This window comes from Chryseobacterium vaccae (assembly GCF_009602705.1).
Taxonomy (GTDB): Bacteria; Bacteroidota; Bacteroidia; order Flavobacteriales; family Weeksellaceae; genus Chryseobacterium; species Chryseobacterium vaccae.
The window spans coordinates 3,304,394-3,331,227 of sequence record NZ_VSWH01000001.1; the positions used below are offsets into that span (position 1 = coordinate 3,304,394).

The window sequence follows — 26,834 nt, forward strand, 5'->3', positions numbered from 1 at the left end:
GGATAGAATAGTATTTTAGGAAAAATCATAACTTCCATCATCCCGGCTTTCTTCCCCACTACTTTTCTTTCAGAATCGCACTTTTTATCCTGCTCAGGTGTACTGTGGTAATCCCTAAGTAGGATGCAATATAATGCTGGGGAATTCTCCGGATGATTTCGGGGCGTTCTTTGGCCAGACTGATGTACCTCTGTTTCGGGGTATCTTTAATGAAGGAGAAAAAGTGTTTCATATAATCGAATACCCTTTCAAACAGGGAATCCATGAACATATTCCTGAGTTCTTTGTCTTCATATACTTCTTCCAGGACAGCCTCTGCATCAGATTTACTGATCTTCCACAAAATACAGGGCTCTATCGTCTCAAAAGAAACCATACTCGGAAGCCCTTTCCTAAAGCTTTCCAGAGAAGAAAACATGGTATTTTCCATGAAAAACTGGAAGGTAACATCTTTTCCGTCATTATTATACCAGGCTCTTACCACTCCTTTTTCTATATAGTAGGCATATTCTGATATTTCTCCTTCCTGTAGAAGCAGGGTTTTGGCCGGAACTTCCATACGTTGGAAACAACGGTGAAATTTCCGCCATTTTTCTTTGGGAAAAGGAAAACGGTCCTGAATATGCTCAAACATATGAATATCAAGAAAAAAGAACGAAACTGTTTCTGTTCCGTTCTTCTTTATATTTAGATTAAACTTTTAATTTTTGCAATGATAGCATCTCCCAGCTGATCTGCTTCTTCCTGGGATTTTGCTTCTGTATAAATCCTGATAATAGGCTCTGTATTTGATTTTCTAAGGTGAACCCAGTTGTTTTCAAAGTCTATTTTTACCCCGTCTACTGTAGAAACTTCTTCATTTTCATATTCCTTTTCCATTTTGGAAAGGATCTCATCTACATTGATTTCCGGAGTAAGTTCGATCTTCTTTTTGCCCATGAAATAGCTTGGATACCCAGCTCTTAATTCCGAAACAATTTTATTTTCTTTTGCCAGATGGGTTAAAAATAAGGCTACTCCTACCAAAGAATCTCTGCCGTAATGAAGCTCAGGGTAAATAATACCTCCGTTTCCTTCGCCGCCTATTACTGCATTTTTCTCTTTCATTAAAGTCACAACATTCACTTCTCCTACGGCACTTGCAAAATATTCTGAATCGTGGGTTTCCGCAACATCCCTCAGCGCGCGGCTTGAAGAAAGGTTGGAGATTGCAGCTCCTTTTTTATGTTTCAACAAGTAGTCAGCAACGGCAACCAGGGTATATTCTTCTCCGAACATTTCTCCTTTTTCATCAATCAGTGCTAATCGGTCTACATCCGGATCTACTACGACTCCAAGGTCTGCATTTTCTTTTTTAACCAGGTCGCAGATATCTCCCAAATGCTCTTTCAAAGGTTCAGGATTGTGTGGGAAATGTCCTGTCGGCTCGCAGTATAGTTTGATGGTTTCGCAGCCTAATTTATCCAATAACATCGGAATGGCAATTCCTCCTGTAGAGTTTACAGCATCCAGAACCACTTTAAAATTTTTCGCTTTAATGGCTTCTGCATCTACCATTGGAAGGTCAAGGATCTGTTGGATATGAATATCGAAAGCGTCGTCTCTGGTTTCGTATTTCCCAAGATCATCTACTTCAGCATAGTTGAAATCTTCATTTTCTGCCAAAGCAAGAACTTCTGCTCCGTTTTCACCACTGATGAATTCTCCTTTATCGTTTAAAAGCTTAAGGGCATTCCATTGTTTCGGATTGTGGGAAGCAGTAAGAATAATTCCTCCGTCTGCTTTCAGTTCCGGAACCATTATTTCTACGGTAGGGGTTGTGGAAAGACCAAGATCCACCACATTGATTCCTAATCCCTGTAACGTAGCGGTAACCAGAGAAGAGACCATCTGCCCTGAAATTCTGGCATCTCTCCCGATGATAAGGGTTAAATCTTTTTTATTTTTATTATTCTGAAGCCATGTTCCGAATGCAGAAGCGAATTTTACGACATCCAAAGGAGTCAGGTTATCATTCACTTTTCCGCCAATCGTTCCTCTGATTCCTGAAATAGATTTTATTAATGACATTCTGCTTGATTATTTTTTTAGTTGTTATTGTGTTTATTGTTCCTGAACAAAGATACTTAAAAAGACTTTTAACTTATAAAACCGGGATCTTTTTCTGCACGGCATCATAAGTGTTTTTTACGGCTCTTGGCGGTGCAAAACGGTAACCGATGTATAAAAGTCCATACATGGAATTACTCTGTACAGTCTGGTTTTCTTTTTCTTCATAAGCCTGTGCATTGATATTGAATTTACCCCCAAACAAAAATCGGTCCGTATTATAGCCAATATGTAATCCTGTTGAAAATCTAACGGTCATATATTGGGTATTTTCCTTTGTAAAGGTTCCGTCTCTCTCATAGCTGCGGCTGTTGGAAAACATCCCGCCAAGACCGAATGAAACGTGTGGGGAAACGTTTACTTTTTTACTGATTATCCAGTTATAAAAGTAGCCCATGCTCGCCCCAATGTTATATTGGTATTCTTTAGATTTCTGCCCATCTATCACATCTCTGAAAATGGACAGGTCGTAATCTACAATCGGTACCCAGCTTCCCCGGCTTACACTCTGCCATTCCCCTTGCGTATAGGTACTTTTCAGGGAAAAATCGTTCTTGAGAACATAGGCTGTAGATCCTCCGAAGCTCTGCACTCTCAGATCAGGGAATTTAAGATACGGATCTCTTCCTTCCTGCCATCCAGGATACAGGTCTTTCATATTGTCTATATAGAATCCTTTTACATTTTTATAGTAAACGGTCTGAATGAATTTTTTCGGGAAGAATCTGAACCTGATATCGGTATAGGAACTTCTTCCTTTCACATCATCATCGCTGTTTCCGGGAAGAAAGTTGGGCGCAAATGAAAGGGTGGCACTTATGATCCTGTAATCCAGAGATAGAGAAGCTCTGGTTTTGTTATTGATTGAAAGAGAGGTTTCTTTTGCCTGCTCCTCCGGTCCTTCCGTAAAGATATACTTCTCAATATTGGTATCAAAGTTCACGCGAACCATCACCTGATCCGCATAAGATTTAATAGTGGTAGTATCGGTCTGGGCATTAGCCCATGTTACTGCGAAAGAAAACAGAAGTGCAGTTACTGCTTTTAAGTTCAAAATTGAAACGGTTTTAGTTTAAAGACCGAAAATTACTACATTTTTTTCAATTTGAATTTAAAAGCATATTAAGAACAACCGCAGTCTTTGTCGCAGTTTGTTCTTTTGGAGCTGAATTTTTTCGGTGCAAAGTTTTTTCTGAGTACCTTAAATAAAGAGTAACAGGCAAATGCAACGATTAATGCCACAAGGATGTACTGAAAGATTAATGAAGTGTCCATTATTTTAAAATCTGATATACTATCATTGATACAAAATATGCCAAACCTGTCATCATCGCCACCTGAAAGCCAGTCCATTTCCAGCTTTTGGTTTCTCTGTAGACCGCTGCAAGTGTAGAAACACACTGCATTGCAAATGCATAAAATAAGAGTACAGAAACGCCTGTGGCAAAGCTGAAAACTTTCTCACCGTTTGGTTTTACGTCTCTTCTCATTTTATCAATCACTTTCACTTCAGGAGCGTCTTCTTCCAGACTGTACAATGTAGACATCGTTCCTACGAATACTTCTCTTGCTACAAAGCTTGTCAGAATTCCTACGCCCATTTTCCAGTCGTAGCCCAGAGGCTCAATAAGAGGCTCAATGCTTTTCCCCATTCTTGCCAGGTAGGAGTGATCCAGCTCAACGTTTGCTGCAACCATCTCATCAGGCTTTTGTTTCGGACCGAAATAACTCAGGAACCAGATAATGATACTAACAATGAAAATGATCTTTCCTGCTCCTGTAATGAAGTCCCATACTTTTCCCAGGACCATTTTAAGATCATATCCGAAAAGTGGTTTTTTATAGGCGGGAAGATCCATTACAAGATAGGTTTTACCTTTATTTTTAATAAACCGGTTAAGAATTGCTGCAGAAAATAATGCCACAAGGAAGCCTAAAAGGTACATTCCCATCAGTACAAGGGCTTTATATTTGATTCCCAGAAAAGAATTATCTGAGATAATCAGCCCAATGATGATACTATATACCGGAAGTCTCGCGGAACACGTCATAAAAGGAGTTACCAGGATGGTAAGCAGTCTTTCTTTCACGTTTTCGATATTTCTTGTAGAAATAACTGCAGGAATAGCGCAGGCTGTTCCCGAAACCAATGGTACAATACTCTTCCCGTTTAGTCCGAAGGGGCGCAAAAGGCGGTCCATAAGGAATACCACTCTGGCCATATATCCTGAATCTTCCAACAGGTAGAGAAAATATAATAAAATCCCGATCTGCGGGGCAAAAACAACAATTCCGCCAATTCCAGGAATAATTCCGCTGGAGACAAGTGAATTGATGGGTCCTTCCGGAAGGTGTTCTCCCGTGAAGGCGGAAAGCCATGAGAATAAATCCTCAATCCAGGTCATTGGATATTCAGCCAGGAAGAATACACTCTGGAAAATAACCAAAAGAATTCCAAGGAAAACGACATAGCCCCAAAATTTATGAACCAGTATTTTATCTAGTTTTTCTGTCAGCAGCTCTTTGAATTGCGGTTTTTTAGAAATTACATTTGCAAGAATCTTATCAACAATCTGGTATCTTCTTACGGTTTCCTGAACCTGTAGTCTTTTAGGAACCATACTTTTAGCTTCCGACTCGTTCATCAGATCCTTTACAGATTCTATCTTTCCCAGATCGGATCCTGAGGACAGACTTATCCAGGCTTTATATTCATTGTCAAACCCTTTGTGAGCTGCAATTTTCTGAATAAAATCTTTATGTTCGGCCGGAGTTTCAAAAGAGGTTTTTGCTGTTTTGGCAAAATCGTTTGTCAAAACCGCTTCTTTGATTTCCTCTATTCCCAGCTGTTCTTTAGCATTGGTCTGAATGATTTTACATCCTAAAGCCTCTGAAAATTTCTGAATATCAATGGTAATTCCTCTTCTTTCTGCCTGATCAATCTGATTGACCACAAGGATTATAGGAACACCCAAGTCCTGAATCTGCTGGAATAAAAGCAATCCTCTTTTTAGGCTTAATGCTTCAAGGATGTAAATGACGCCGGCATAATTTTCCTGCTCATCTATCAAAAATTTGGAAAAAATAGCTTCGTCTTCGGAACTTGGATAAATACTGTACGAGCCCGGCAGATCCACTACCTCAACCTCTTCGTTCTTATAGGTGTAATTCCCGGAATGACTAGCAACGGTGACTCCTGCATAATTTCCGGTTTTTTGCTTTTTGTTACAGAGTGCATTGAAAACCGTAGACTTTCCTACATTGGGGTTTCCTACTAAAAGTACCTGTTTTTTCTTGTTTGCCTGCATTAATTCAATTCTTCAACAATGATATACTCTCCTTCTTCTTCACGAAGGGCGATACGGCTTTTTTCTTCTCCAAATTCCACATACATGGGACCATTAAACGGAGCCTGATACAATATCCTGAAAACGGTTTCCGGTAGAAGTCCCATTTCAATGATCTTGTTGGGCATTTTTAGGTGATCATTATCATAACCCAATATCTTCCCTTTTTTATTTTTGGGGAATCCGCTTAATTTATGTAAATCCTTCTCTTTCAAAGCCTGAAATTTTAGTAAATGCAAATATACGTTATTTAAATTTAATCTAAATAACGATCCGGCATGAAAGAAATCAACCCAAATACATTGCTGTACCTGGGTTGATTCAAAATATAATTTAGTTGATATGAATGCTTATTCTGAAGCCTACTTTTCTACCTTTTCAACATTCCCTACACTTAACTTTGTGTATGGCGGCTCGATAGGGTTATCATTGGCATTGTAAAAGTCTTTGTATTGTTTTTCCTGTTTTTTCATCATGTCTCCAAGTGTTCCGTCCATACCGGGAATTGTTTTGGAAAGCATTTCCTGTGTCATCATTGGGCGTACTGTTGCAAAAGGATCTTTTTTGAAATCGTTAAATGTCTTCTCAAATTTCTCTCTTGTTAACTCTCTTACTTTTCCTCCTGTAGCCTGGGCAAAAGTTTCGATATATGAAAACTCTGTATAATCTTTTACTTTTTTATTTCCCTGCAGTACCCATGAATAATTTTTCTGATCATCTTCTATCTTTACAATAAGCCCCGGAAGTCCCCAGAACTTGTAAGGTCCGTCCTGAAAAGGAATATCTGTACTGAACCATGCTGTCCATTTTCTTCCTCCAAATTCGGTGGTTGCTTTCTGGGCATTATATTCTCCTATTTTTTGCTTATCGTTAAGAATCTTCCAGTTAAACTTCAGATCTTCATTATACCCTATATTGCTAGGAATAAACCCATTGGCTATTTTATCTGTGTACTGAATTTTCATTCCCGGATAAAATTTATATACCCTTGCTGAAATTTTTGGTGTCTTGATTGACTTTGAAATGTCTTTCATCATTCCGGCCTTCTGCATGGCTTCAAACTCTACCTTCATAATAGAATCCTGTGCTATGATGGTGTAGTCCTGATAAACAGATCTGTTTTTATCTGTAATATCCAGTACGGTAATCACCTTATCCAGCTTTGCAGAATCTTTTTTAGGCTTAAAAGTCAGTTCATAAAAGAACCTGTTGGCCGTTTCTTTAGATTCCTGAGCTCCTGCAAAAGCAAAAAGAGCAATTAAGAATACAGAAAATAGCTTTTTCATTGTTGTGGCGTTTATCAATTAGTGATTAAATGTTGAAATATGTTACAGTTTTTTTATATTTTTTTATTTCAATTTATTTTAACAATCTCATTATCAATAACATTAAATACATATTTTTGTTTTATGCCTTTGCTTTAAAATTAGGGCCAAAATTAGAAGTACGTTGAGATTTGGAGGAAAGCTTAAAGAGCGAGAGGGAAGTTTTATTATGTCTGGGCTCAGCAGCAGTCCTGTTTATCAACTTTATTTTTCCAACCTCATGCGCTTCCTAATTTTACCAAAATCTGATTCCTATAAAATACTTTTAAAAGGGCATTTCTTGTACTTCGGACTCCGGTAACTTCCCTCTTCCAGCCCCTAACTTCCTGTCTTCATTAAAATTATGATTTCATTAAAACATTTTAGGCAATAAAAGTTTTACCTTTAATGGGCTTAAAAACAAAATATTATGGATACTTTATCACAACTTAGAGACGAGCTTGAAGCCGAGTACCACACCACCAGAAAGTTTATAGACGCTTATCCCGACGGAAAAAACGACTATGCTCCGCATGAGAAAAGCATGAAAATGATGCCGCTGGCCACCCATCTTGCAGAAATTTTTGAATGGCCGAATACCATGCTGAAAACTTCCGAACTGGATTTTGCCAGTGGAGCCTTTCAACCGAAACATCTCTCCGGCAGGGAAGATCTCCTCAACACCCTTGATGATAACTTTAAATCCGGAAAAGAGGCTCTTGAAAATGCCAAAGAAGACGATCTTAATGATACGTGGGCATTGAAAAACAATGGTCAGGAGCTGGCAAAATGGACGAAATACAATTCTATCCGGCATGCCCTGAACCAGATTACTCATCACCGGGCACAGCTGGGCGTTTACTACAGGCTGAATGACATTCCGTTGCCGGGAAGTTATGGCCCATCTGCAGATCATCCGAGTTTTTAGAAACAATATTGATTACTGATATAACAGAAAAGAGACCGTCTTTTGAACAGTCTCTTTTTAATTTATTTAAAGTTGAATTTTACGCTGAGCATCACCTGGCTCGGACGAAGTTGTACCCTGGTGTATGATACACTGTTTGTAACCTGGTTGATATTATATGTTTCAAATACTCTTCTGTTGGCAATATTCATCCATTTCAGTTCGAAATCTATTTTCTTTTTAGACCATGAGAACTGATAAGAAAGGTCGTAAAAGGCATTGTTGTATTTTTTCTCACCGTCCCCTGTATTCACCTGATCCCAATTGAACCCTATGGTATGGTTTTCTATCGGATAGAAATAAGCGCCAAGATTATGGTTAAAGCCTTCGTTTATACCTAATCTTCCTCCCTGGGCGTTTAATCCTACGTTATCCTGCTTATTTCTGGAAAAGCTAAGGTTATAATCTATACTCATCCAGTTGAAATAGGTATTGTTAAATTTAAATCCGTATGCCTGTGTATTGTTTTTACTCAGATACTGTGTGTCGTCAAGGAATGCATCTGCTTTTGACAAAGTATTGCTATAGCTTACCGACATATTGGTTTTGAATTTCGGGAAATATTTTCCTATCTCGGCACCGAACCTGTTGGTTTTTGCATGATTTTCCTGCTCTTTATACCTTGTTAAGGTGAAACCTGTATTAGTATCCAGGAATGGAGATGCAAGAAGGTTTCTTTTGCTGTCACCCAAAGCATAGCTGATATTAAAAAATAAATTATTCAGCGGGTTTCTGTATTCAATTCTTGAGCTTGCACTTTTTGAAGTGGTTTGTGGAATTGGATTATTCGGATCCATTACATTAAATCCTCCCGGACTTAAAAGAGTATATCCCGCATAAGCTGTTTTAACATCACCAAAGTTGTTACTGATATTACCGCTTACACTTGCTTTGAAAAAAGAAGCAAATGAATATTGTACAAAAGCATTCGGAGTAAAGGTCGTTTTATTCAGGGATTTATGAACATTACGAAGATCATCTTCTGCTTTAATGGTATTGAAATTCACAGGAAGATTGGCAAATAAAAGCCATGATTCAGATTTATAGTTAATACCTAGTGATCCTGAAGGATTAAATTCTGTGAATCTCAGGTTGTTTTCATATTCCGGACCATCAAAGGTTGGCGCAATATCTCCCGGAATTGTTGGATTAGGAATTGCTGTTCCCATAAAGTCTGTATTCAGTTTTTTGGACGAGAAATCAAGGGCTACCTGTGGAGTGAACGTCCATCCTTTTTTACTAAAGCTGATATTGGCAGAATGGGAAGTTTCTAATGTTTTAAGCCTCATACTCTGCAATACTGATGTACCCGGAGCAAAAATGATAGGTTTGATAGAGTCTACAACAGGATTTCTATATAATACCTGAAGGTAATTAGCCGGAGAAACCTCTAATGTCTGTCTGTCATCCTGATAACTGATGTAGGATTTAAAATTAACCATTTTTTCTTTCCATGGTATAATGGTGCTTAAAGAGTTCTGAAATGAAGAGGTAGGAGATTCTACCGCCTGGTTTCCAAGCCTTCCCACTCTGGTTGCTACGGCACGATCGCCATTCCAGAACTGGCTGAAGCTGGTTGTATTTTTAAAGAACCCCTTCTTCGCGTTTTTTGTAAAGATTAATTCTCCTTTCAGCTTATCTGTATAGAAATTATTTCTGGTGCTGGTAACTACCGTTGACATCGGTCTGTTGTCCCTCGGACTGAATACTTCTTCCGTGATATCTTCTCTTTCTACGGCGTTATTGGTATAATTGGCGTTGGCTTTCAGCTCCCATTCTTTCTTTTTATCGATGTTGGTCAGATAATTGGCCGAAAGATAATGTACACTGTTCATCAGGTATCTTTTTACCGGAAGATTCGGGGTGCTGGCATTCTCTACGTTCAGCCAGTCATTCTGGGATGCATTAATTCTTCGTCCTTCCCAGGAGCTTCCAAATGCAAGAATATTTCCTTCATTTTCAACCTGCTCCCCCATGTTGTTGGTTTTATAATTGACTACCCACTGGCTTTTCTGTCCGAAAAACATTGGGGTAAGCTTTACATTCCAAAGCCACGGGTCTCCGAAACCGGAACCTACCTCTCCTCTTCCTGTCATGGTTACGGAGTTTTTCAGCTTGATGTTGATGGCTGCCTGATCGGAAGGTACTTTATCCTGAAGGATTTTTACCGGCTGGTGATTTTCAAGTACTTCTACTTTCTGTACGGCATCTTTTGGCAGAGAATTGTTGATGGTTCCGTAACCACCTTCCATAAGGTCCTTTCCGTTAACATAGAATTTATTAATCGCATTCCCCTGATAAAGAATGGTTCCGTCTTTATTGACTTCAACCCCCGGAATTTTCTTCATTACATCGGCAAGCGTCCTGTCATTTTGGCTACCGAAAGCTTTAAGGTCATATGAAATGGTATCTCCTCTTGCGGTGATCATCCTGGTTTTCAGCTGTACTTCCTTTATTTCTGTAGCTTCAGATTGCATTTTGAAGTTCTGGGTCTGATCGCTGTTGCTGATCTGCTTAATCAGTGATTTCTGGTTGAATGCCTTTACCTTAAGGTCTACATTGGATTCTGAAGAAGTGAATGTTACTTTGTATTCTCCTTTAGAGTTGGTAATCCCGTATGCCAGAATAGCATCTTTACCAGGTTCCTCTACGGTAACACTGGCACTGGGAATAGCCGTTCCATCCTCATCAGTAATCTTTCCTGAAACTGTTTTCTGTGCCATGGCAAGCACTGTAAAGAAAAGCATCAGAAATAAAGAAATCTTTCTTTTCATAGTTTATTATTTGACTAATTAGTTTGTTACTTGTGTTTTTTGTTACACTTTTTTAAAGATGTATTTTATGAGGAAAAGTTAAATCGCTCATTAACACTATAAAACTAGTGATAATTTTTGTTAATAATTTATTTTTTTATGCGTACTTCTATTGAAAGGAATAAATTTTTTTCCTGTTTTTTATTTTTAGTAGGGCTAAATGCATAAATTTGTACAAAAGCAACCTTTATTATGGGAGTAGGTACCAATCTCAAAAGATTAAGAAGCAAAACAAAATTTTCTCAGCAGGAAATTGCAGATATGCTTGGATTAGACAGGAATACATACACGAATTGGGAGAACGAAACTACGGATATCAAATCGCAGTATATCCCGAAGCTGGCTGAAATTTTTAATGTCAAAATTCAGGACCTTTTTGATAGTGAAAGAAGGTTAGAAATTTCAAATAATACTTTCGATAATAAGGATAATTCCGTAGGATTAATTATTTTCAATATTTCTGATAAAGAAGTTATTAGCAGTTTCAATTCTAAACTTGAAGAACTTATTAATAGCCTGAAAAAATAATATTTTTCATCAGAATTTACTTTACAGAAACTTTGACTTCTCTCAGCATAAAAACATCTGTTTTATTCTACAGCTTGTTTATAGAGTATCATACTGAAAGAAATCAAAGTGTTTTTTGCTAATAGACTATTCAAAAGGTTTTAATTCTAAAGGATTGTTATACATTTTCTTCACTTTATCAATCATTTCCTGTGTTTGTTTTCTAAAAGCTTCATCATCGATTGGAGGAAAGGCTGCAAGCGTAAACTTCAGATTATAAACAGCTCTTAAAAAATCCTTTTTACTAAGTTTTTTATATCCATTTAAGTTGAATTCATATTCATTTAAATCTTTTTCTATTCTGGCTATGGTAAAATGATAATCATTCCGTGTATCATATAGCTCAAAGATTAACCCTGGTAAACCTGTAAATTTATAAGGTCCTAAAGATTGTGGATATTCTTTAGAAAAATAGGCAATCCACCTTCTTCCAAATTTATTAGTTGCCGCCATCTGACATTTTACACCATTAATCACTTTTGTATCATCATACAAAACCCATTTTGTTTCTGCATCTTCTATATACCTAAAACGATTGTTTTTATAATCACCAAAAACATTTGTGACACCATTTTTTCTTATAATTCGTTCTTCTAAATAATCTGCAGCTGAAAGACTAATCCCGCTTTTTTTTGTCAAATTATCTTTCTGTCCTGTATCGGATAAATAGTTATTATGTCCTGAAAAATAATAATCCTGCGAATTTCCTATTAAAATAAATTGTTGATCGCGTTTATATTTTTCACCTAACTGAAGGGTAGTATTGTATGTGACTTTTAAGGTTGTTTTGAGATCAAGTTTTTGAGAAAAACCCGTCACAAAAAATAACATTATAAACAATAAAAAATATTTTTTCATATTCACAAAGCAAATGATAGGCAGAATTGAATTCTGCCCATCAAATTAATTATTAGGATTAATTATAACTTTCACTTTTGTTCCACACTCAAGTTCATTTGCAGTTGCAATCCATTCTGCCATATCATTATAGGTATAGCTATCTGGAAACGTTGTGTAGTGTTTCACCCCACAGGTAGAAGTCCATACGGCTTTTACCGCAGCTAACGCCATCACGGATATCCCGAGCATGACGGAAAATAAAATTCTTTTTGTCATAAGTTTTGTTTTAATGAATTAAAAAATAATTTTTCCCGGTCCCGGAAGCCTTGTCTAGAATAGGAATCCTGACCGGATGATGCATCATAAAAACAAAAAGGAGAAATACACTTCAGGCAAGCAGTTCTGAAGTGTTCTGCTGACTTTCCCATTTGTGTTATATCACAAACATATGAAAAATAAAACATTATATATATAACAAAACCAGCAAATTATGCTGCATTTATTAGGCATATTAATAAAATAAATACATTTAAAATAATAAGTTAATTTTTAGCTATAAAAAATTTCAGGGTACTATTTTTTTGCAATATTTATAGTTTTTCAGCTGAAAAAAAATCTTCAACATTCAATTTTTTAATCATAACTATTATGGCATATTAAATCTTTAAAATCCGGACCTAATTTTGTAAATTAGGTTTTTCTATTTATTTCATCCGTCTGTAACCTTTTATGGATAATATTGTCTTATTAAAAGGAAAAAATGCAGAACATGATAAGAAAGGACAGTTTAATATATTTTTATTTAGTCTAAATAGTTAAAAATGATTTGAATCATAGATTAAAAAAAACTTAAACACTGATTCATATATATTTATTTAATAATTTTGTAACATAAAATTTATAGAATGGGAATTATTTTAAAGCCTATAGATGTTGTAGATGATATTTCAAAAGAAGATTTCTACGAAAAATATCTTAAGCCCAGGAGGCCCGTTGTCATCAAAAATATGGCAAGAAAATGGCCTGCTTATCAGAAATGGACAATGGACTATGTGAAGGAGACGGTAGGAGATGTAATAGTTCCTTTATATGATAGTTCAAAGGCTGATCCGGCAGCTCCGATTAATACCCCTACTGCCGAGATGAAATTCGGTGATTATATAGATCTTATTCAGAGAGAACCTACTGATTTGAGGATTTTTTTCTTTGATCCAATAAAACACGCGAAAAATTTATTACAGGATTATATTTCACCTAAAGACCTTATGGGTGGGTTTCTGGATAAATATCCGTCTATGTTTTTCGGAGGGAGAGGCTCTGTAACCTTCCTTCATTATGATATTGATATGGCCCATATTTTCCATACTCATTTTAATGGAAGAAAGCATGTAAAATTATTCGAATACAAGTGGAAAGAGAGACTATATCAGCTTCCTTATGCTACCTATGCACTGGAAGATTATGATATTGACAATCCTGACTTTGAAAAATTCCCGGCCCTTGACGGTATAGAAGGAATTGAATGCTTCCTTGAACATGGTGATACTCTTTTCATGCCCACTGGATGGTGGCACTGGATGAAGTATCTGGACGGAAGTTTTTCAATCTCCCTGAGAGCCTGGGACAAATCATGGGCTGTAAAAGCTCATTCATTATGGAATCTTACCGTACAGCGTAAGTTTGATGATATTATGAAAAAGAACTTCAAAAAGAAGTATATGGACTGGAAAGAAAAGAAAGCTATTATAAGAGCTGAACTGGCCCTGAAAAGAGGCCTGCCGAGATAAATAAAAAGACGCCTCAAATTGAGGCGTCTTTTTCTGTTATTCAGTTAAAGCTATTTTTTAATGATTTTATATGTTTTTTCAGTTTGTCCTTCTTTAATTTTTATGAGATAATTTCCTGCTGTCAGATCGCTTACATTTACAGCTGCCTGATCTGAATTTACCATTTCTTGTTTATGCATTTTTCCTGTAAGATCATAAACAGTTATTTCAGACATTTTGTTTTTATTTTTAATGTTTAAAATATCCGTTACAGGATTCGGGTAAATGGAAGCTTTACTTAAAGCGGCTTCAGAAGTTCCGAGACTGTTTGAAGAGATTTCAAAATCATCGATCCCGATAAACCAGATATTATTTGTTGAAGAATAGAAGGCAATATAAATGGTCTGCCCTATATATGGCGTAAGATCGTAGCTGTATTTCGTCCAGGCTGTCGGCGGCTTCACTGCGGCTGCCATTGTATTCGTAAAGGCATCGGCAGTAGGCGTAGTAGTTGATATTTTTACATCAAATTGTTCTGCCAAACTGGATCCTTTGTTTCTGCTCCAAAAGGACAGCTTATCCGATACTCCCGCCGTAACTGTTATGGCAGGGCTTATCGCATAATCATCGTGTGCTGTGGAGCCATACTGCAGTCCTAAGAAATGAGACCCGGAATGCGAATCAACAAGAGAGAGACTGCCCGGGGCCCAGGCTTTCCATTCTTTCTCAGGATCTCCTCCGTTAATGACTGTCCAATCTGACGGCATCGTATCCGAATCGAAACTTTGTGAGTACTGCTGCGCTGAAAGGCATACGGGCAAAAAACCCATGATCAATAGAAATTGATAAATTTGTTTCATAAGTATTGATTTTATACTAATTTAATAATTTTAAAACAAATCATTAAAAAAATAAATCAAAAAATTATTTTATACGAAAAATATCAACTTATTTATTCAAATTATTACTTAATAGATTCTCTACAAAATTCTGTAAACAGGATATTGCCTGAATGTTTTTTCTTCAAAATAAGGTGAGTGTCTGTAGACCCAATCAAGCTGCGCCTCTCCGTCTTCCGCAAATTTTTTATCTGATGCTTTCTGAGCCTCGAAAGCTTCTTTAAGCTTTTTATCTTTCTTCAGTAATTCAGCTGCGGTATCTTCAAAAATATAGGCTGAATAATATTCTTTCTGTGCCAGAATTCCATCAAATAAATTCCAGTTGAAAAAAGAGTCTAATGCTTCAGGTTCAAGGGTTTCAATGATGTATTTTACTCCAGGCTGATCGGTCGGAACAATATAATCTCCAGCCGAAAAAGAATGCTCTTTTTTAGCCGATTCTACCGTAGTATCAAAGTGCAGATAATGTCCTTCATAAGGATTCTTTACTGTTTTGAAATCCTTGATTTTATATGATTCAACTGTAATCATACTGTCTTTCTGAACGGGTTTCATGACGATCCGATTTCTCCTGAACTCTTCAAGAACCCTGTACTGAGACTGAGGAATCACATAATATTTCGGAATGGTAATGTATCCTGTAGGAACAGCCTCGGTAAACAGTTTTATTTTCTTTGTAAAAGGTTTGTTTCGGTCATAATACAGTCGTGGTTTGCCAGAAATCTCACTGGGTTTATAACTTCCTTCATAGCCTTTAAAATCCATGGTAGAAAATCGGGTTGAATCTATCTTCCAGCGGATTCCGTATTGCTGTCCGGCTTGGTATTGCTTTACATTATCAATCCGGAGCTGTTTTATCTTTTTATAGTCTTTATCCAGGTTATGAAGGTTTACCAGCATGTATTTGTAGGTAGCATCCACTCTTTTATCATACGGTTTGAGCATGTGGGTCTCTGGAACAGTTCCTAATGAGTTGAATAAAGAAGTATAGCCCGTAGAATATCTAGGTGAATCTTCAAATGAAGCAAAACCGATATCCGGAACATCACCGTGAATATTTACATATGGGGTACTTTCGTAGCCAAGTTTCTTCATCTCTTCAAGATTGGCTGCCTGATAATTTTTATAAAAATAATCTCCCAAAACATTTCCAAGACGTTCTTTGAAAGTAGAAATATAGGTGAAAGTATACTGATAATCTGCCCCGTTACTTACATGATTATCGATAAACACATCCGGTTTCAGCCATTGATAGATCTCCTGAAAGCTTCTGGCATTTTTGGAATCTGCTTTGATGAAATCCCGGTTCAGGTCATAATTTCTTGCGTTTCCCCTGAAACCATACTGTTCCGGCCCATTCTGGTTGGCTCTTGAATGAGAACTTCTGTTCAGCATACCACTAATGTTATAGGCTGAAATCGCTGCAACAACAAAGTTCTGAGGTGTTTTTATTTTCTTTACTGCCAGATCCCGCATCAGCATCATGGTGGCATCTATTCCGTCCGGCTCACCGGGATGTATTCCGTTGTTGATGAAAAGAATGGCTTTATCTTTTCTCAGCTTTTCAAGGTCTTTTTCAGGAAAAGGGTTGTACAGAACAACATAAATAGGCTTTCCATTGTCATCTTCGCCTTTTTTAAGGTATTGGATGGTATTAAAATTTTTCGCCAGATCCTGATAATACTCATTCATTTCCGAATAGGTAAGAGTCTGATTTCCATTTCCTTTTTCAAAAGGGGTCTGAAAGTTTTTCTGTGCAGATAGAAAGGAACAACTTAGGATCAACAGAATATAGTGCAGTTTCATAAGCAATATTTGGACTTCAAAATTAAGGAACTACAATTAAAGAAAAATCAATTTTCTGATTAAAATTATTGGAAAAAGAAAACCTCATGGATTTTGAAGTCCATGAGGTTGAGGCATTGTCATTTCTGTATTTTAAAATAAAATTTTCATTGTTTTTTAGGGTGTACATTAATCGTTATTCCTTCCTTTTTCATCCGGGTATAAAGATGGTAGGGAATCGCTCTGCCAGAATTCTTTAGTATCAATATCCAGTATAGTAAGGGCTCCTGTAAAAGCTGCGCCTGTATCAAGGTTCCAAACGTTGGCTTTATTGACAGGTTCTTTGCTTCCGATATATAAAGTCGGGGTGTGGCCAATAAAGATTTCATGGTACAAAAGCAGCCTTTTAGGATACAATTCAGAACTCTTTTCCAGTTTGGTATCCATTGAAACAGCTGTTTCCCAAAGGGTTCTGTCCCAATGATAGTTGCTGGAATAGACTTCTTTTTCAGGACCGTGCATGGAGGAATATCCGGCATGAATAAACAAGCGGTTCTTTTCATCGATATGAAAATTTTTCATTCTCTGAAAAAATTCAAGATGAACCTCCAGCTCTTCCAAAGAATAGTTTTTATAGCTTTCTACGGTGCTTTTTCCTCCATTGAAAAGCCATACATCCGGTTCATTTCCAAAAGCAATCCAGTCTTCACACCAGGCATCATGATTTCCTTTGATAAAGATACACTCCTGCTCTTCTGAGAGCTTCTTTAAAAAAGTGATTACTTCAGAAGATTCACTCCATCCGTCTACATAATCTCCAAGAAAAACCAGGCGGTCCGACTTTGAAACCTCTGCCCTTTCCAGAACCTGTATTAAGGCTCTCAACCCTCCGTGAATATCTCCTATTGCTAATGTTCTGCTCATTTCTCTCTATTCGGTTTAAAACTCTGGCTTTTACTTTGAGATGTATTTAGCCTCAACAAAATCTGTCAGCCAGACTCCGTTTGCAGAGAGGTAAAACAAAACTCCGTCTTCAGCCATTTTCCCTGTTCTAATGGTTAAAATAACAGGTTTTCCGTGTCTCATCCCAACTTTTGTTGCGGTCTCTTTATCAATGCTTAAATGTACATGCTGGCGGCTTCTTTTTTCAATTCCTTTTTCCAGGATTGAGGCGATATTGGTTTCTGCTGTTCCGTGGTATAGATATGCAGGCGGGGTTTGTGGTTCAACGCCCAGATCAATATCAATGGAATGGCCCTGGCTGGCTCTTATTTTCGTTTTATCTTCATTGAAAGCAAAACGTTTTTTATTGTTCGTTTCTACTACCTCATCCAATTCTTCAACGGTAAAGAAAACACTTCTCTTCGCTGACTTTGTTCTCAGTTCTTCTACATCTGCCCATCCGTTTTCATCCAGTTTCAGCTGAATGGTTTCCGGGTGATGCCTCAGAATAAGGCTCAAAAACTTACTTATTCTTTTCTTTTCTATTTCGTTCATAACTTATGTTCTTAATCATTATACTATTGGGAAATATTTATTCTCCAATTTTTCGCAAAGTTCTGCAATATCATCTTTCCTTACCAACTCTGCGATCCAATCCTGCGGAATATTTCCAAAGCCATAATAAATACCTGCTATTCCTCCTGTAATTGCTCCTGTGGTGTCTGTATCTTCACCCAGATTCACGGCTTTCAGAACGGCTTCGGAATAGCTTTCCGAATTCAGGAAACACCATAATGAGGCTTCCAGACTATGCAAAACGTAACCGCTGCTTTTGATTTCGTCTTCGGGATAGCTTGAAATATTGTTCTTTAAAATCCGTTCAAATTGATCCATTTCGTTCTGTGAACAAATGGGGGTATAATCCAAAAAATGGATTACTGTTGCCTGCATTTTTTTATATGATTCATTTTTTCCAGTTCCATTCATAATTTCCAACAGAAATTCAAGATAAATAAAACACGCTAATACGGAACGAATATGGGCGTGAGTGATGGAAGAGACTTCTTTAATTATATCAAACCTCTGCTCTATCTTAAAATTTTTAATGTAAAACAACAGGGGTAAAATTCGCATTAAAGAACCATTTCCATTATCATATTCACTGGTCCCTCCACATAGTTGGGGAGCAATCCCCTTACTGATCTTATGAATGGCCTGTCTGGTAGCAATACCAATATCAAAAACCCGTCCATGAGGTGTCCAGATTTCTGCATTATACCATTGAAGAAACTTCAATGCGATATTTTCCGGATCATATCCGTTACATAGGCTGTCCGCAAGACATAACGCTAAAGAACTGTCATCACTCCATGTTCCGGCAGGCTGATGATGTGTTCCTAAAGCTCTCATTTTAGTGACCGGAGAACGTCTAAGTTGTTCTCTGCTTCTGAATTCTACAGGAACTCCCAGCGCATCTCCAATACAAAGCCCCAGAATTCCTGCTTTTACCGTATTTTTCATTATGCAAGATTAACCAGCTTATCAAACAGCAGTTTCATTCCCTGAGTTGCGGTTTCTTTCATTACGACAGCTCTCTGCCCATATCCGAATCCGGTTTCATTAGGATTGATAACAATCAGGAGACAGTCATCTTTAATATCGTGGATCAGTCCGGCTGCCGGATATACCTGCAAAGAGGTACCAATTACCAATAAAACATCCGATTCTTTTACAATTTCCCGGGCAGGCTGGAACATAGGAACATCTTCTCCGAACCATACGATGAATGGCCTTAATTGACCTCCGTCTTCTGCTTTATCCCCGATATTGATATCCTCCTTCTGCTCATAGATCAGATCTTTATTATTGCATGAACAGGATTTGAACAGCTCTCCATGGAGATGAAGAATATCTGTAGATCCTGCTCTTTCGTGCAGGTCATCAATATTTTGGGTAATGATCTGAACTTTAAAATGCTTTTCCAGCTCAGCCAGCAGATAATGAGCTTCATTGGGCTGTACTTGATGCAGCTGGCGTCTTCTCTGGTTATAGAACTCCAGTACGAGCGCAGGGTCTTTTCTCCACCCTTCAGGGCTTGCCACATCGGTTATATTATGATTTTCCCAGAGCCCGTCTCCGTCTCTGAATGTTTTTATTCCGCTTTCGGCACTGATTCCTGCGCCGCTTAATATGGTTAGTTTTTTCATTGGTTTATAAGTTTTATTTCGTTCACTTAGCATTTTATTTGCCACTGATGCACGAATTTTTGTTGAATATGCGGAAGCTAGTTTAAAAGCTTCCTGTAAATTTCTTCATTTTCATCATCAAAACAGACAAAAATAACTTTTTCTATACTTTCTGATTTGAATTTTCTTACTTCATTCACAGCAATTATTCCCGCCATTTCTTTTGGAAATTTATAGATTCCTGTACTGATATTGGGAAAGGCAATACTTTTTACGTTGAGACTTTCTGCCAGGTTTAATACATTTCGATAGCAGCCAGCCAGAAGTTTTGAGCACCTTTCTTCGTCTCCGTTCCAGACCGGACCTACCGTGTGAATGACATAATCAGCAGGAAGGTTTCCAGCAGAGGTAACTACTGCTTCTCCCGTATTACATTTTCCTTGCCTGTTTCTGATTTCGATACATTCTTCAAGGATCTGTTTTCCGCCTGCCCGATGAATAGCTCCATCTACTCCGCCACCACCAAGCAGTGAGGAATTGGCAGCATTAACGATAGCATCTGTATAGATCTTTGTAATATCTCCTTTTATCAGTTCAATGTTCATAAAATCTGCTTTTTTTCCAGTTTTCTACCTCATCTATCCAATCAGGACCCATATTTTCTTCACAGCACAAAATGCTTACTCCTCCGGCTATAGCACAGGTGGTATCTCTGTCTCCTAAAGCAGCAACGGTATTCCACAGGCATTCTTTAAAATTGTTCCGGTATCTTGACAACATCCAGATGACAAGAGGAACGGTATCCTGAGCGGTCATTTTTACTCCGTTTCCTAATGTTTGCACCAACATTTCGATGCCTGGATTTCCATCCAGATAAAGGACTTTGTTCAGCTTACTTTTCATATCAGAATCATCCAGCTCATTTTGGATATTCCGGATAAATTCCTGCTGTCCAAATTTTGCCAATCCCAGTTTTTCCTGAACGGTAAAGGCAGCAGCCAGAGCAACAGCTTTTGTTCCTTCTATAGCTTCTTTATTCGCATGGGTTACTTCACAGGAAAGTTCTGCATTTTTTTTAAGCTGTTCTATATTATCATAAAAATAGGCCCCGATTACGGATGCTCTCATTGCACCGCCATTTCCCATGGAACCCTGCCCTTCAAATTTAGCCTGGGAAACATCTTTCCAATATTCTCCGTTTTTCACAGCCCTGAAATACTGATGTATGGAAGGCCCGTATCCTCTGTTCATGTCCAGATAGTAGTTCCTGGTAAATTCTTCTGCAAGAAAATCCTGATTAACCTTTCCAAATTTTTCCAGCGATTTAAAAATGGCCACTGCCATAATGGTGTCATCAGTAAAATCCAGATTAGTCTCAGGAAGAATTCTTTGATGAATATAGCTTTTCATCAGGCTTTCTTCACCAAAAAAGCTTTCTCCAAAGGCATCACCGATGGAAACTCCTGTCAGGGACTTTGAAGCGAGGGAAAGCCTGTCTGTTTTCATAGCTTTAGTCTTAGTTTTTTATTTAAATGTTCATCATCAAACAGCAATGGTTTTTCTTCGGGAATGATCAGGTTGTCCAGATCTCCGTTTAATACGAATGCATGCTGCTCTTTTACAAAATCTGAAATATTTTCAATGAAAAGAATATCTTCCCGGGCAAAGGAACGGGTAAATTCATTCCTAAGACCAATCTGTATGGCTCTTCTTTCCTGCTTCTGTCCGAAAGGATCATGATCCGGATCCCATTGTAATCTCACAGAAGATTCTTTCACCTGATTCTGCCATTCTTCTCTGGACACTCCCAGTTTTTCATCATAGGAAGAATATACCGCATTTTCAAAGTACTTTTTGAAAGCTTCTTTCTTTAGATGAATAGCCAGAACGTATTCCTGACCTTCTTTGGTTCCCCAGCCGTTACGGTACATCATCCAAAGGAAATTGGGTTTTATCCAGGTCATCCTTTCCAGACTGAAAGCCCCTCCAAAATATTGGTTTCTCACGGCAAATTCTCCTATTTATTTACGATAGGACTGATAGACTATAATTTTTTCATCATCGTACTGTGCCATGATATGATGCCCTTCCCTAGGCCAATCCTGTAATTGTTCTTTATATTTTTTAAGTTTAAAATTCATTTCTTTCTGTTTTCAACGGTTTTGTAGTCTTTATCCAGGATAATTATATTTTCCTTTCAGCATATTCAACCCAAATTCTCCTATCTGGAAGCTGACTAAACAATTCTCCTCTTGTCAGTTTCATGATATTTCTTCAAAAGGTCTCAGCATTTCTTCTTTTTTCTTGGTCATCACAGCAAAGACCACTCTTTTAAATTTATTTTTATATTTTCCCTGAAGGTGTTTTTTAAACAACCCTGCAATTTCTTTGGGATCATTTTTAAAAACTCCGCATCCCCAGGCACCTAAGATCAATACTTCATTTTCTCTATGAAAAGCAAGTGCAAGCATTTTATCTATTCTCACATCCATTGCATCTGCTATTTCATCCTGCCTTTCCGGTTCCTGTTTCCTGACAACGCCTGCATTTACTGCCGGAGAAGTAATGAAATTACATATAACAGGTTTTTCGAGCAGTTCTCCTTTATCTTTTCTGAAAACGGGAACTTTAGGACTGTAAATCATCATATCTGTATAGAAACAGGATTCCATTGCCCGATGAGCCTCATAATAGTAAGGAGCCTGAAGCAGGCTTTCATATAATCCTGAAGTTCTTGCCAAGCTTTCTTCCTGTGCTTCTGCTCCGTTGATGAATCCGCCACCCGGATTTTTTGCTGAAGCGAAATTAAGGCACATCAGCTTCTCTGGATTTTCTTCTTCGGCTAATTGTAAAATAGCTTTCAGTGAGCTGCAGTTCCAAGTTTCAAACTTTGTTTCAAAAATAAATTCCGGCAGCCGGACTTTTGTAAATCCCTCAAGTATTTCCGAAGAGTACAGAATCGTTTCATTTTTGCTGATTTCCAGCTCGTTTTCTATGTTTATTTTTTCGTTGTTTTCGTTTATATAATATTTTCTGGCAAGGATCTCCAAAGTATCTTTTGCCATTCCTTTATTGGTCATCGTTAGTTTTTTTATATTGAATAATAAATTCTCCACCTCATCGTTTGCCGGTTTTTTAAAGTCTTTTCCCATAAATACTCTGAGCACTTTAATTTTTCCTGCGATGGCTTCATTGAATGTTTCAAGTTCTTCAGAAGGAACCCATAGCTCATTATGGTTTCTGGCTCCTACATTTTGAGCGGGATATTGATCTGCTATTTCTTTAAGCACTTCAAAACTTGTTACAAAGCCCAGAAAATTTCCGGCTTCATCTCTGGTATTCCACTTTTCAGCAATTTCGGAGGCGTAGCTTTCATCCAGCACCGGGTAAAATATTGGCTGCCAGTCCAATCTTGGAGGGAATTTTTTATATCCGCTCTCCATGATCAGAATCATTTCTTTTTCTCCTACAGGTCTGTAAAGTGTTGTTGTTTTCATTGCTTTTATTTTTTATCCGAAGTCGTAAACGTATACTTCGAGATTGTTTTTTAATAGTGTTTTTTCAATAATGGGTTCTATTTTTTCCCATTTTCCTCCTGCCAGTCCGCATCCTATTCTCGGCATGTGGATTGTGGCATTGATCTGTAAGGCTTCTTCTGCCAGTTTTTCCAGACATTTTTCGACAGCATCATATCGAATGGGTGGAATTCCGCCGGAGTTGGTGATGATTTTATGCTGCCCAATCATATTGGCTATCCAGATTTCATCTTCAACTTTTACCAATTGGATTTCACCAAGATAAAAATTTCCTCCGCTTTTAAACCATTGTCTGTATTTGCTTTCCGGCTCTTTCCATTTTCTGGAAATGGCTGTTACAAAACCTTTTCCCCAGCCACCAATATCGTTGCAGATATGGGCAATTATTTTGTTTCCTTCAGATTCCGGAGCTGTGGCGTCACCTTGTATATAGTGCATTTTCATGGTTATTCTATTTTTATTTTACCTGAATTCAGGCATTTTTCAATATTTTTCAAGGTACCGCTTTTTCTCTTTGCGTCTGAATTAAAATCTACCCCGAGAAAATGGGTGCACTGTGACACACCGTAATCATCCCGTTCAGCATCAGACTGAAAGCCTCCGGAAAAAGTCCAGCCGGCAGCTTTTGTTTTAAAAGTATTGATCTTATATCTTGGTTTTATCCCGATATGAAGGATGGTTACTTTTTCGGTTTTATCTTTCAGGTATTCCATCATTAAGGTATCTGCTCTGGAAAAATCGCCTATAATAAACTCACAGTCAGCAAGGTCAATATTTTTTAACGGGGTAACATATAATTCATGGAATTTATCCCAGGACAGGTTTCCGTTTCCAAATGCATATATCTTTTTCATCATGAGTTGTGTTTTTATTTATTTCAATTGTTTAAAATCTTTTGAAAACGGTGAATATGATCCGTACACTGTTTCAAATTCTGTTTTTAGTTTTTCGTATTTAAATGCTTTCTCTGTCTGATCCAGGCAGGTAACCACAAGATTCTTGCGGGCTCCGGAAATATAAGCTCCATCCAGCAGCAATGCGTAGTTCAGAAGATCATAATCCAGATTACCGTAACGGAGCTCTTTCTGATATTCATTGAAAACACAAGTTTCCTCCTGATTGTTCTTTAAATCCATACGTTTTTCATTACTCATCCAGCCGCTTCCATGTCGTGTGGAATAATTTCTGGTCACATAATACATTTCTATGTCTTCAATGTTCAGTCTTCTACAGATCTCATAAGCATTTTTCGAAGTGGTATGAGCGTAGGTCACATTAGGAAATACGCCGTGATCCATATCCAGAAGAATTCCCTGGCTTCCTTCAAAAATAAGGTTATCAAAAGATTCCAGATATCTGTAATCACTGATCTTCCAATCAATCTGATCTACTGCATTCAGAAAAACATCCAGTTCTTCCCGGATCTGGTCCTGATCCATAAACCCGTAGAAATAAGCGATTCCTTTCAGCTTTTCGATCAACATTTCACGTGGTGCAATAAGATCGGCAACAAATAGTTTATAGGGACTTTCATGCCTTTTCATTGTGGCCCCGATTCCTTTTCCGCAGGTTCCGTGTTCCAGATTTCTCGTATTGGTTCTGTTCTGCCACACATCAAAAGGAGTTGTTACTTTTGCCAGGGGATGAATATGAAGTTCAGTATTTCCGTTTTTCATTTTCAATTCTTCCCTTTCATTCAGCATAAACACAGGATGAATGGTACAGTGTTCGGAAAAATAAGACGGCAATCCTCGGAGCGCTCCGCTTGCGAAGCTGGAATGCACATGCTTTTCATTGCCAATCATTACGGTATGTGCTGCTTGCTGTCCTCCTGAAAACCTGATGACAACAGAATCTGGGTTCCGGCTTGCCAGAAAATCTGTGGTGATTCCTTTTCCTTCGTCACCAAAACCCAGTCCTATTACTATTTGTGCCTTTTTCATTGCTTAAAACATTTGAATACTATCCAGCCCGCTTACAATTCCGGTTCCGGAAGTACTGTTTTTAAATTTATCACATACCACTCCTTTGATAAGATCCGGAATTTCTGTGTGATCCGTTATAGATAAACAGTTTTTACCCAGCAACTCCTTCCATCCTTTATCCGCAGCTAATGCCTGGCCTGAATGCAGAACACTGATGTGATATACTTCATACCTTTTTTGAGCTTCTTTCAGCAGCTCTGTATGGGTATAGGTATGCTGACCGGTTCCCATAATTTCTCTTATGGCAGAAGCGGGAAGAACTTTAAGGCAAGGCTCGTCTCCTATTGTAAACAGTAACCCTTTCTGATTTCTTTTCTCAAAGGCATCTGTTCTGGTATGAAAAGCGGCAAAATACCACGCCAGAAGATAACTTTCTCCCCCGTTACCGCCGCCGCCGGATTCAATATAGGTGCGGGTAAGCCACATATCCAGTTCATCATCACCTGATTCAAACTGCCCTACCTGCAGCGGATAACCGTCGCATTCATGGTCCCCGATTCCCAAAAATAAAAGAGCGGGATCTGGAACTCCTCCCTGCATAATTCCTCCCATTAACTTAGGAAGACCTTCTTTGATCAATTCGTGGGGAATATGTCCCATGCTTCCCGTTACATCCAGTCCTAAAATAATCGGAACTGAATTCGGATTGGCTTCAGAATCCCGGGATTCCCTGAAAGAAATTCCTTTTGGATTCATAGATTCGTGCGCCATTCTTTTGGCATTCTGAGTGAAAATTTCACCGGCTGATTTTGATCCGTATCCTTCTTTTCTGGCTTTTGCAAAGCGAGCGTCCAGATCATATTTTGTACCTCCCATAATTAAATTGTTTTTCCGAATAAATATTCAAATCTTTTTTTGGTTACTTCCAGCTGAATATTTAAGTTTCTAATGATTAATGATAATTCCATGTCTTTCTGAACAAATTCTTCGGGATGAAAATCCGCAAAGGTTAAGCTGTTTCTATCCAGAGGGCTGATATCGATAAGGCCCTCCTGTTCACGCTCCATCCTCTTTATCCTGAGCTCAATATCTTCTACCGTCCTTCTGTAAATTAATTCTGAATCTTCCCCGATCGTGTGTGCACGGTCTTTTCTGATCTGGTCATTGTTTCTCTGTAGTGATTCAATGAACCTTGATTTCAATTCGTCTTCCATGTTGGCTGCATTTAAATTATTTGTGTTATTTTAACGCTAATTGAAAATGACATAGTTTTACACTGCTTTTGAGCAGAATTATTTACACGTTGGTGTACATTACGTCGGTTCTCAATACGTATTTTGTTCCACTGATCAGGGTTTTTCCTTCATGTCTTAACGGATGATAAAAAACTAATGCTGATCCTTTTTTCGGTGCTACTGTAAATAAGCGTTCAAATTCTGTTTCACCTCCTTCGAAATCATCATTCAGGTAGATCATGAATGTATAGAAACTTTTCTCATTTTCGTTGCGGATATAGCTTCCGTCATGATGCATTTTAAAACGCTGTCCCGGAGTGTATTTATAAACCCTGAACATTTCATTAAAATCATGAATTTTATAATTTTCATGAAATTCAGGAAGAAAATCATAAGCTCTTGTAAAAAGCTTTTCCGCCAGATCACGGTCGAAGATCATCAGCCTGTCATTATTTCTTATTCCTTTACTCATCAGCTGCTTTCCGTGCATGGTGATTTTGGCTTCTTCAAAGACTTTTTCCTCTGAAACGGCAATGTATTCATCACACTCTGTATCGGTGAGAAAGCTTTCAATCAAAAAGATCTGCGGATGTAATTCTATTTTTTCCATAAT

28 protein-coding genes are annotated in these 26,834 nt (G+C 37.9%); 3 read left to right on the forward strand and 25 right to left on the reverse strand.

The genetic code is table 11. From position 1 onward, the window contains the following. Positions 1–58: 58 nt before the first annotated feature. From FW768_RS15005 to FW768_RS15030, 6 genes are all read right to left on the reverse strand, one after another. Complete coding sequence (locus tag FW768_RS15005; protein ID WP_153396746.1) at positions 59–634, reverse strand: Crp/Fnr family transcriptional regulator; 576 nt, start codon at positions 632–634, stop codon at positions 59–61. A 53-nt stretch (positions 635–687) separates the two neighbouring features. After that, on the reverse strand, positions 688–2,070 hold the full coding sequence (gene glmM / locus FW768_RS15010; RefSeq protein WP_153396748.1) for a phosphoglucosamine mutase: 1,383 nt from the start codon (positions 2,068–2,070) through the stop codon (positions 688–690). 73 nt (positions 2,071–2,143) lie between these two features. After that, a complete protein-coding gene (locus FW768_RS15015) occupies positions 2,144–3,163 on the reverse strand; it encodes a DUF4421 family protein (protein ID WP_153396750.1) in 1,020 nt (339 codons plus the stop codon). Between the two features lie 220 nt (positions 3,164–3,383). After that, positions 3,384–5,417, reverse strand: coding sequence for a ferrous iron transport protein B (gene feoB / locus FW768_RS15020; RefSeq protein ID WP_153396752.1), 2,034 nt, complete (start codon positions 5,415–5,417; stop codon positions 3,384–3,386). Further along, positions 5,417–5,671, reverse strand: coding sequence for a FeoA family protein (locus FW768_RS15025; RefSeq protein ID WP_153396754.1), 255 nt, complete (start codon positions 5,669–5,671; stop codon positions 5,417–5,419). The genes feoB and FW768_RS15025 overlap by 1 nt, the downstream gene beginning before the upstream one ends. 147 nt (positions 5,672–5,818) lie before the next feature. After that, positions 5,819–6,742: a GLPGLI family protein gene (locus FW768_RS15030; protein WP_153396756.1), complete on the reverse strand. Its 924-nt coding sequence runs from the start codon at positions 6,740–6,742 to the stop codon at positions 5,819–5,821. A 448-nt stretch (positions 6,743–7,190) separates the two neighbouring features. On the opposite strand from FW768_RS15030, the gene FW768_RS15035 reads away from it, so the two are divergent. Continuing rightward, positions 7,191–7,688 (forward strand): DinB family protein, encoded by a 498-nt coding sequence (locus FW768_RS15035; RefSeq protein ID WP_153396758.1) that lies wholly within the window; start codon positions 7,191–7,193, stop codon positions 7,686–7,688. Positions 7,689–7,750: 62 nt separating this feature from the next. Here the strand turns inward: FW768_RS15035 and FW768_RS15040 are convergent, their stop codons facing one another. Beyond that, complete coding sequence (locus FW768_RS15040; RefSeq protein WP_153396760.1) at positions 7,751–10,501, reverse strand: Plug and carboxypeptidase regulatory-like domain-containing protein; 2,751 nt, start codon at positions 10,499–10,501, stop codon at positions 7,751–7,753. 231 nt (positions 10,502–10,732) lie between these two features. Between FW768_RS15040 and FW768_RS15045 the strand changes: the two genes are divergently transcribed. Beyond that, on the forward strand, positions 10,733–11,068 hold the full coding sequence (locus FW768_RS15045; protein WP_153396762.1) for a helix-turn-helix transcriptional regulator: 336 nt from the start codon (positions 10,733–10,735) through the stop codon (positions 11,066–11,068). Between the two features lie 126 nt (positions 11,069–11,194). On the opposite strand, the gene FW768_RS15050 is transcribed toward FW768_RS15045, so the two are convergent. Together FW768_RS15050 and FW768_RS15055 are read right to left on the reverse strand one after the other, a co-directional pair. Beyond that, a complete protein-coding gene (locus FW768_RS15050) occupies positions 11,195–11,965 on the reverse strand; it encodes a GLPGLI family protein (protein ID WP_153396764.1) in 771 nt (256 codons plus the stop codon). A gap of 45 nt (positions 11,966–12,010) precedes the next feature. Continuing rightward, positions 12,011–12,223: a hypothetical protein gene (locus tag FW768_RS15055; protein ID WP_153396766.1), complete on the reverse strand. Its 213-nt coding sequence runs from the start codon at positions 12,221–12,223 to the stop codon at positions 12,011–12,013. Between the two features lie 629 nt (positions 12,224–12,852). Here FW768_RS15055 and FW768_RS15060 point away from each other — a divergent pair. After that, the gene (locus FW768_RS15060) at positions 12,853–13,734 is read left to right on the forward strand and encodes a cupin-like domain-containing protein (RefSeq protein WP_153396768.1); all 882 of its coding nucleotides are present in this window, start codon (positions 12,853–12,855) and stop codon (positions 13,732–13,734) included. Positions 13,735–13,784: 50 nt separating this feature from the next. Here FW768_RS15060 and FW768_RS15065 read toward each other — a convergent pair whose 3' ends face one another. The 16 genes from FW768_RS15065 to FW768_RS15140 all read right to left on the reverse strand — a co-directional run bounded on the left by FW768_RS15065 (position 13,785) and on the right by FW768_RS15140 (position 26,831). Then, complete coding sequence (locus FW768_RS15065) at positions 13,785–14,573, reverse strand: T9SS-dependent choice-of-anchor J family protein (RefSeq protein WP_153396770.1); 789 nt, start codon at positions 14,571–14,573, stop codon at positions 13,785–13,787. A 120-nt stretch (positions 14,574–14,693) separates the two neighbouring features. Then, on the reverse strand, positions 14,694–16,418 hold the full coding sequence (locus FW768_RS15070; RefSeq protein ID WP_153396772.1) for a M14 family metallopeptidase: 1,725 nt from the start codon (positions 16,416–16,418) through the stop codon (positions 14,694–14,696). Positions 16,419–16,586: 168 nt separating this feature from the next. Then, a complete protein-coding gene (locus FW768_RS15075; protein ID WP_153396774.1) occupies positions 16,587–17,321 on the reverse strand; it encodes a metallophosphoesterase family protein in 735 nt (244 codons plus the stop codon). Positions 17,322–17,351: 30 nt separating this feature from the next. Continuing rightward, positions 17,352–17,894, reverse strand: a complete 543-nt coding sequence (locus tag FW768_RS15080) for an RNA 2'-phosphotransferase (RefSeq protein ID WP_153396776.1) — start codon at positions 17,892–17,894, stop codon at positions 17,352–17,354. Positions 17,895–17,912: 18 nt separating this feature from the next. Then, the gene (locus FW768_RS15085) at positions 17,913–18,860 is read right to left on the reverse strand and encodes an ADP-ribosylglycohydrolase family protein (RefSeq protein WP_153396778.1); all 948 of its coding nucleotides are present in this window, start codon (positions 18,858–18,860) and stop codon (positions 17,913–17,915) included. Then, the gene (locus tag FW768_RS15090) at positions 18,860–19,546 is read right to left on the reverse strand and encodes an SIR2 family NAD-dependent protein deacylase (RefSeq protein WP_153396780.1); all 687 of its coding nucleotides are present in this window, start codon (positions 19,544–19,546) and stop codon (positions 18,860–18,862) included. Before FW768_RS15090 ends, FW768_RS15085 begins: the two co-directional genes overlap by 1 nt. A gap of 77 nt (positions 19,547–19,623) precedes the next feature. Then, positions 19,624–20,130 (reverse strand): O-acetyl-ADP-ribose deacetylase, encoded by a 507-nt coding sequence (locus FW768_RS15095; RefSeq protein WP_153396782.1) that lies wholly within the window; start codon positions 20,128–20,130, stop codon positions 19,624–19,626. Further along, positions 20,120–21,031 carry an ADP-ribosylglycohydrolase family protein gene (locus FW768_RS15100; protein WP_153396784.1) on the reverse strand — a complete coding sequence of 304 codons (912 nt, stop codon included), beginning with the start codon at positions 21,029–21,031 and terminating at the stop codon, positions 20,120–20,122. Before FW768_RS15100 ends, FW768_RS15095 begins: the two co-directional genes overlap by 11 nt. After that, entirely contained in the window at positions 21,028–21,546 is a 519-nt protein-coding gene (locus tag FW768_RS15105; RefSeq protein ID WP_317163092.1) for a DUF4291 domain-containing protein, read from the reverse strand. Before FW768_RS15105 ends, FW768_RS15100 begins: the two co-directional genes overlap by 4 nt. Before the next feature lie 240 nt (positions 21,547–21,786). Then, the gene (locus tag FW768_RS15110; RefSeq protein ID WP_231128698.1) at positions 21,787–23,022 is read right to left on the reverse strand and encodes a TIGR02452 family protein; all 1,236 of its coding nucleotides are present in this window, start codon (positions 23,020–23,022) and stop codon (positions 21,787–21,789) included. A 12-nt stretch (positions 23,023–23,034) separates the two neighbouring features. Beyond that, entirely contained in the window at positions 23,035–23,505 is a 471-nt protein-coding gene (locus tag FW768_RS15115; protein WP_153396786.1) for a macro domain-containing protein, read from the reverse strand. A 2-nt stretch (positions 23,506–23,507) separates the two neighbouring features. Continuing rightward, positions 23,508–23,918: a hypothetical protein gene (locus tag FW768_RS15120; protein ID WP_231128699.1), complete on the reverse strand. Its 411-nt coding sequence runs from the start codon at positions 23,916–23,918 to the stop codon at positions 23,508–23,510. 15 nt (positions 23,919–23,933) lie between these two features. After that, positions 23,934–25,004, reverse strand: coding sequence for an adenylosuccinate synthetase (locus tag FW768_RS15125; RefSeq protein WP_153396788.1), 1,071 nt, complete (start codon positions 25,002–25,004; stop codon positions 23,934–23,936). A gap of 3 nt (positions 25,005–25,007) precedes the next feature. Then, complete coding sequence (locus FW768_RS15130; protein WP_153396790.1) at positions 25,008–25,862, reverse strand: hypothetical protein; 855 nt, start codon at positions 25,860–25,862, stop codon at positions 25,008–25,010. A 2-nt stretch (positions 25,863–25,864) separates the two neighbouring features. Beyond that, a complete protein-coding gene (locus tag FW768_RS15135; protein ID WP_153396792.1) occupies positions 25,865–26,200 on the reverse strand; it encodes a hypothetical protein in 336 nt (111 codons plus the stop codon). 82 nt (positions 26,201–26,282) lie between these two features. After that, positions 26,283–26,831: a prolyl hydroxylase family protein gene (locus tag FW768_RS15140; RefSeq protein WP_153396794.1), complete on the reverse strand. Its 549-nt coding sequence runs from the start codon at positions 26,829–26,831 to the stop codon at positions 26,283–26,285. Positions 26,832–26,834: the final 3 nt, after the last annotated feature.

Coding starts and splice junctions, on each gene's coding strand:
- FW768_RS15035 (WP_153396758.1), top strand. CDS start 7,191: ATGGATACTTTATCACAACTTAGAGACGAGCTTGAAGCCGAGTACCAC.
- FW768_RS15115 (WP_153396786.1), bottom strand. CDS start 23,505: ATGAAAATGCACTATATACAAGGTGACGCCACAGCTCCGGAATCTGAA.
- FW768_RS15075 (WP_153396774.1), bottom strand. CDS start 17,321: ATGAGCAGAACATTAGCAATAGGAGATATTCACGGAGGGTTGAGAGCC.
- FW768_RS15095 (WP_153396782.1), bottom strand. CDS start 20,130: ATGAACATTGAACTGATAAAAGGAGATATTACAAAGATCTATACAGAT.
- FW768_RS15090 (WP_153396780.1), bottom strand. CDS start 19,546: ATGAAAAAACTAACCATATTAAGCGGCGCAGGAATCAGTGCCGAAAGC.
- FW768_RS15070 (WP_153396772.1), bottom strand. CDS start 16,418: ATGAAACTGCACTATATTCTGTTGATCCTAAGTTGTTCCTTTCTATCT.
- FW768_RS15085 (WP_153396778.1), bottom strand. CDS start 18,860: ATGAAAAATACGGTAAAAGCAGGAATTCTGGGGCTTTGTATTGGAGAT.
- glmM (WP_153396748.1), bottom strand. CDS start 2,070: ATGTCATTAATAAAATCTATTTCAGGAATCAGAGGAACGATTGGCGGA.
- FW768_RS15080 (WP_153396776.1), bottom strand. CDS start 17,894: ATGAACGAAATAGAAAAGAAAAGAATAAGTAAGTTTTTGAGCCTTATT.
- FW768_RS15045 (WP_153396762.1), top strand. CDS start 10,733: ATGGGAGTAGGTACCAATCTCAAAAGATTAAGAAGCAAAACAAAATTT.
- FW768_RS15030 (WP_153396756.1), bottom strand. CDS start 6,742: ATGAAAAAGCTATTTTCTGTATTCTTAATTGCTCTTTTTGCTTTTGCA.
- FW768_RS15065 (WP_153396770.1), bottom strand. CDS start 14,573: ATGAAACAAATTTATCAATTTCTATTGATCATGGGTTTTTTGCCCGTA.
- FW768_RS15120 (WP_231128699.1), bottom strand. CDS start 23,918: ATGATGAAAAAGATATATGCATTTGGAAACGGAAACCTGTCCTGGGAT.
- FW768_RS15005 (WP_153396746.1), bottom strand. CDS start 634: ATGTTTGAGCATATTCAGGACCGTTTTCCTTTTCCCAAAGAAAAATGG.
- FW768_RS15135 (WP_153396792.1), bottom strand. CDS start 26,200: ATGGAAGACGAATTGAAATCAAGGTTCATTGAATCACTACAGAGAAAC.
- FW768_RS15040 (WP_153396760.1), bottom strand. CDS start 10,501: ATGAAAAGAAAGATTTCTTTATTTCTGATGCTTTTCTTTACAGTGCTT.
- FW768_RS15100 (WP_153396784.1), bottom strand. CDS start 21,031: ATGAAAACAGACAGGCTTTCCCTCGCTTCAAAGTCCCTGACAGGAGTT.
- FW768_RS15055 (WP_153396766.1), bottom strand. CDS start 12,223: ATGACAAAAAGAATTTTATTTTCCGTCATGCTCGGGATATCCGTGATG.
- FW768_RS15130 (WP_153396790.1), bottom strand. CDS start 25,862: ATGGGAGGTACAAAATATGATCTGGACGCTCGCTTTGCAAAAGCCAGA.
- FW768_RS15125 (WP_153396788.1), bottom strand. CDS start 25,004: ATGAAAAAGGCACAAATAGTAATAGGACTGGGTTTTGGTGACGAAGGA.
- FW768_RS15060 (WP_153396768.1), top strand. CDS start 12,853: ATGGGAATTATTTTAAAGCCTATAGATGTTGTAGATGATATTTCAAAA.
- FW768_RS15050 (WP_153396764.1), bottom strand. CDS start 11,965: ATGAAAAAATATTTTTTATTGTTTATAATGTTATTTTTTGTGACGGGT.
- FW768_RS15110 (WP_231128698.1), bottom strand. CDS start 23,022: ATGAAAACAACAACACTTTACAGACCTGTAGGAGAAAAAGAAATGATT.
- FW768_RS15140 (WP_153396794.1), bottom strand. CDS start 26,831: ATGGAAAAAATAGAATTACATCCGCAGATCTTTTTGATTGAAAGCTTT.
- feoB (WP_153396752.1), bottom strand. CDS start 5,417: ATGCAGGCAAACAAGAAAAAACAGGTACTTTTAGTAGGAAACCCCAAT.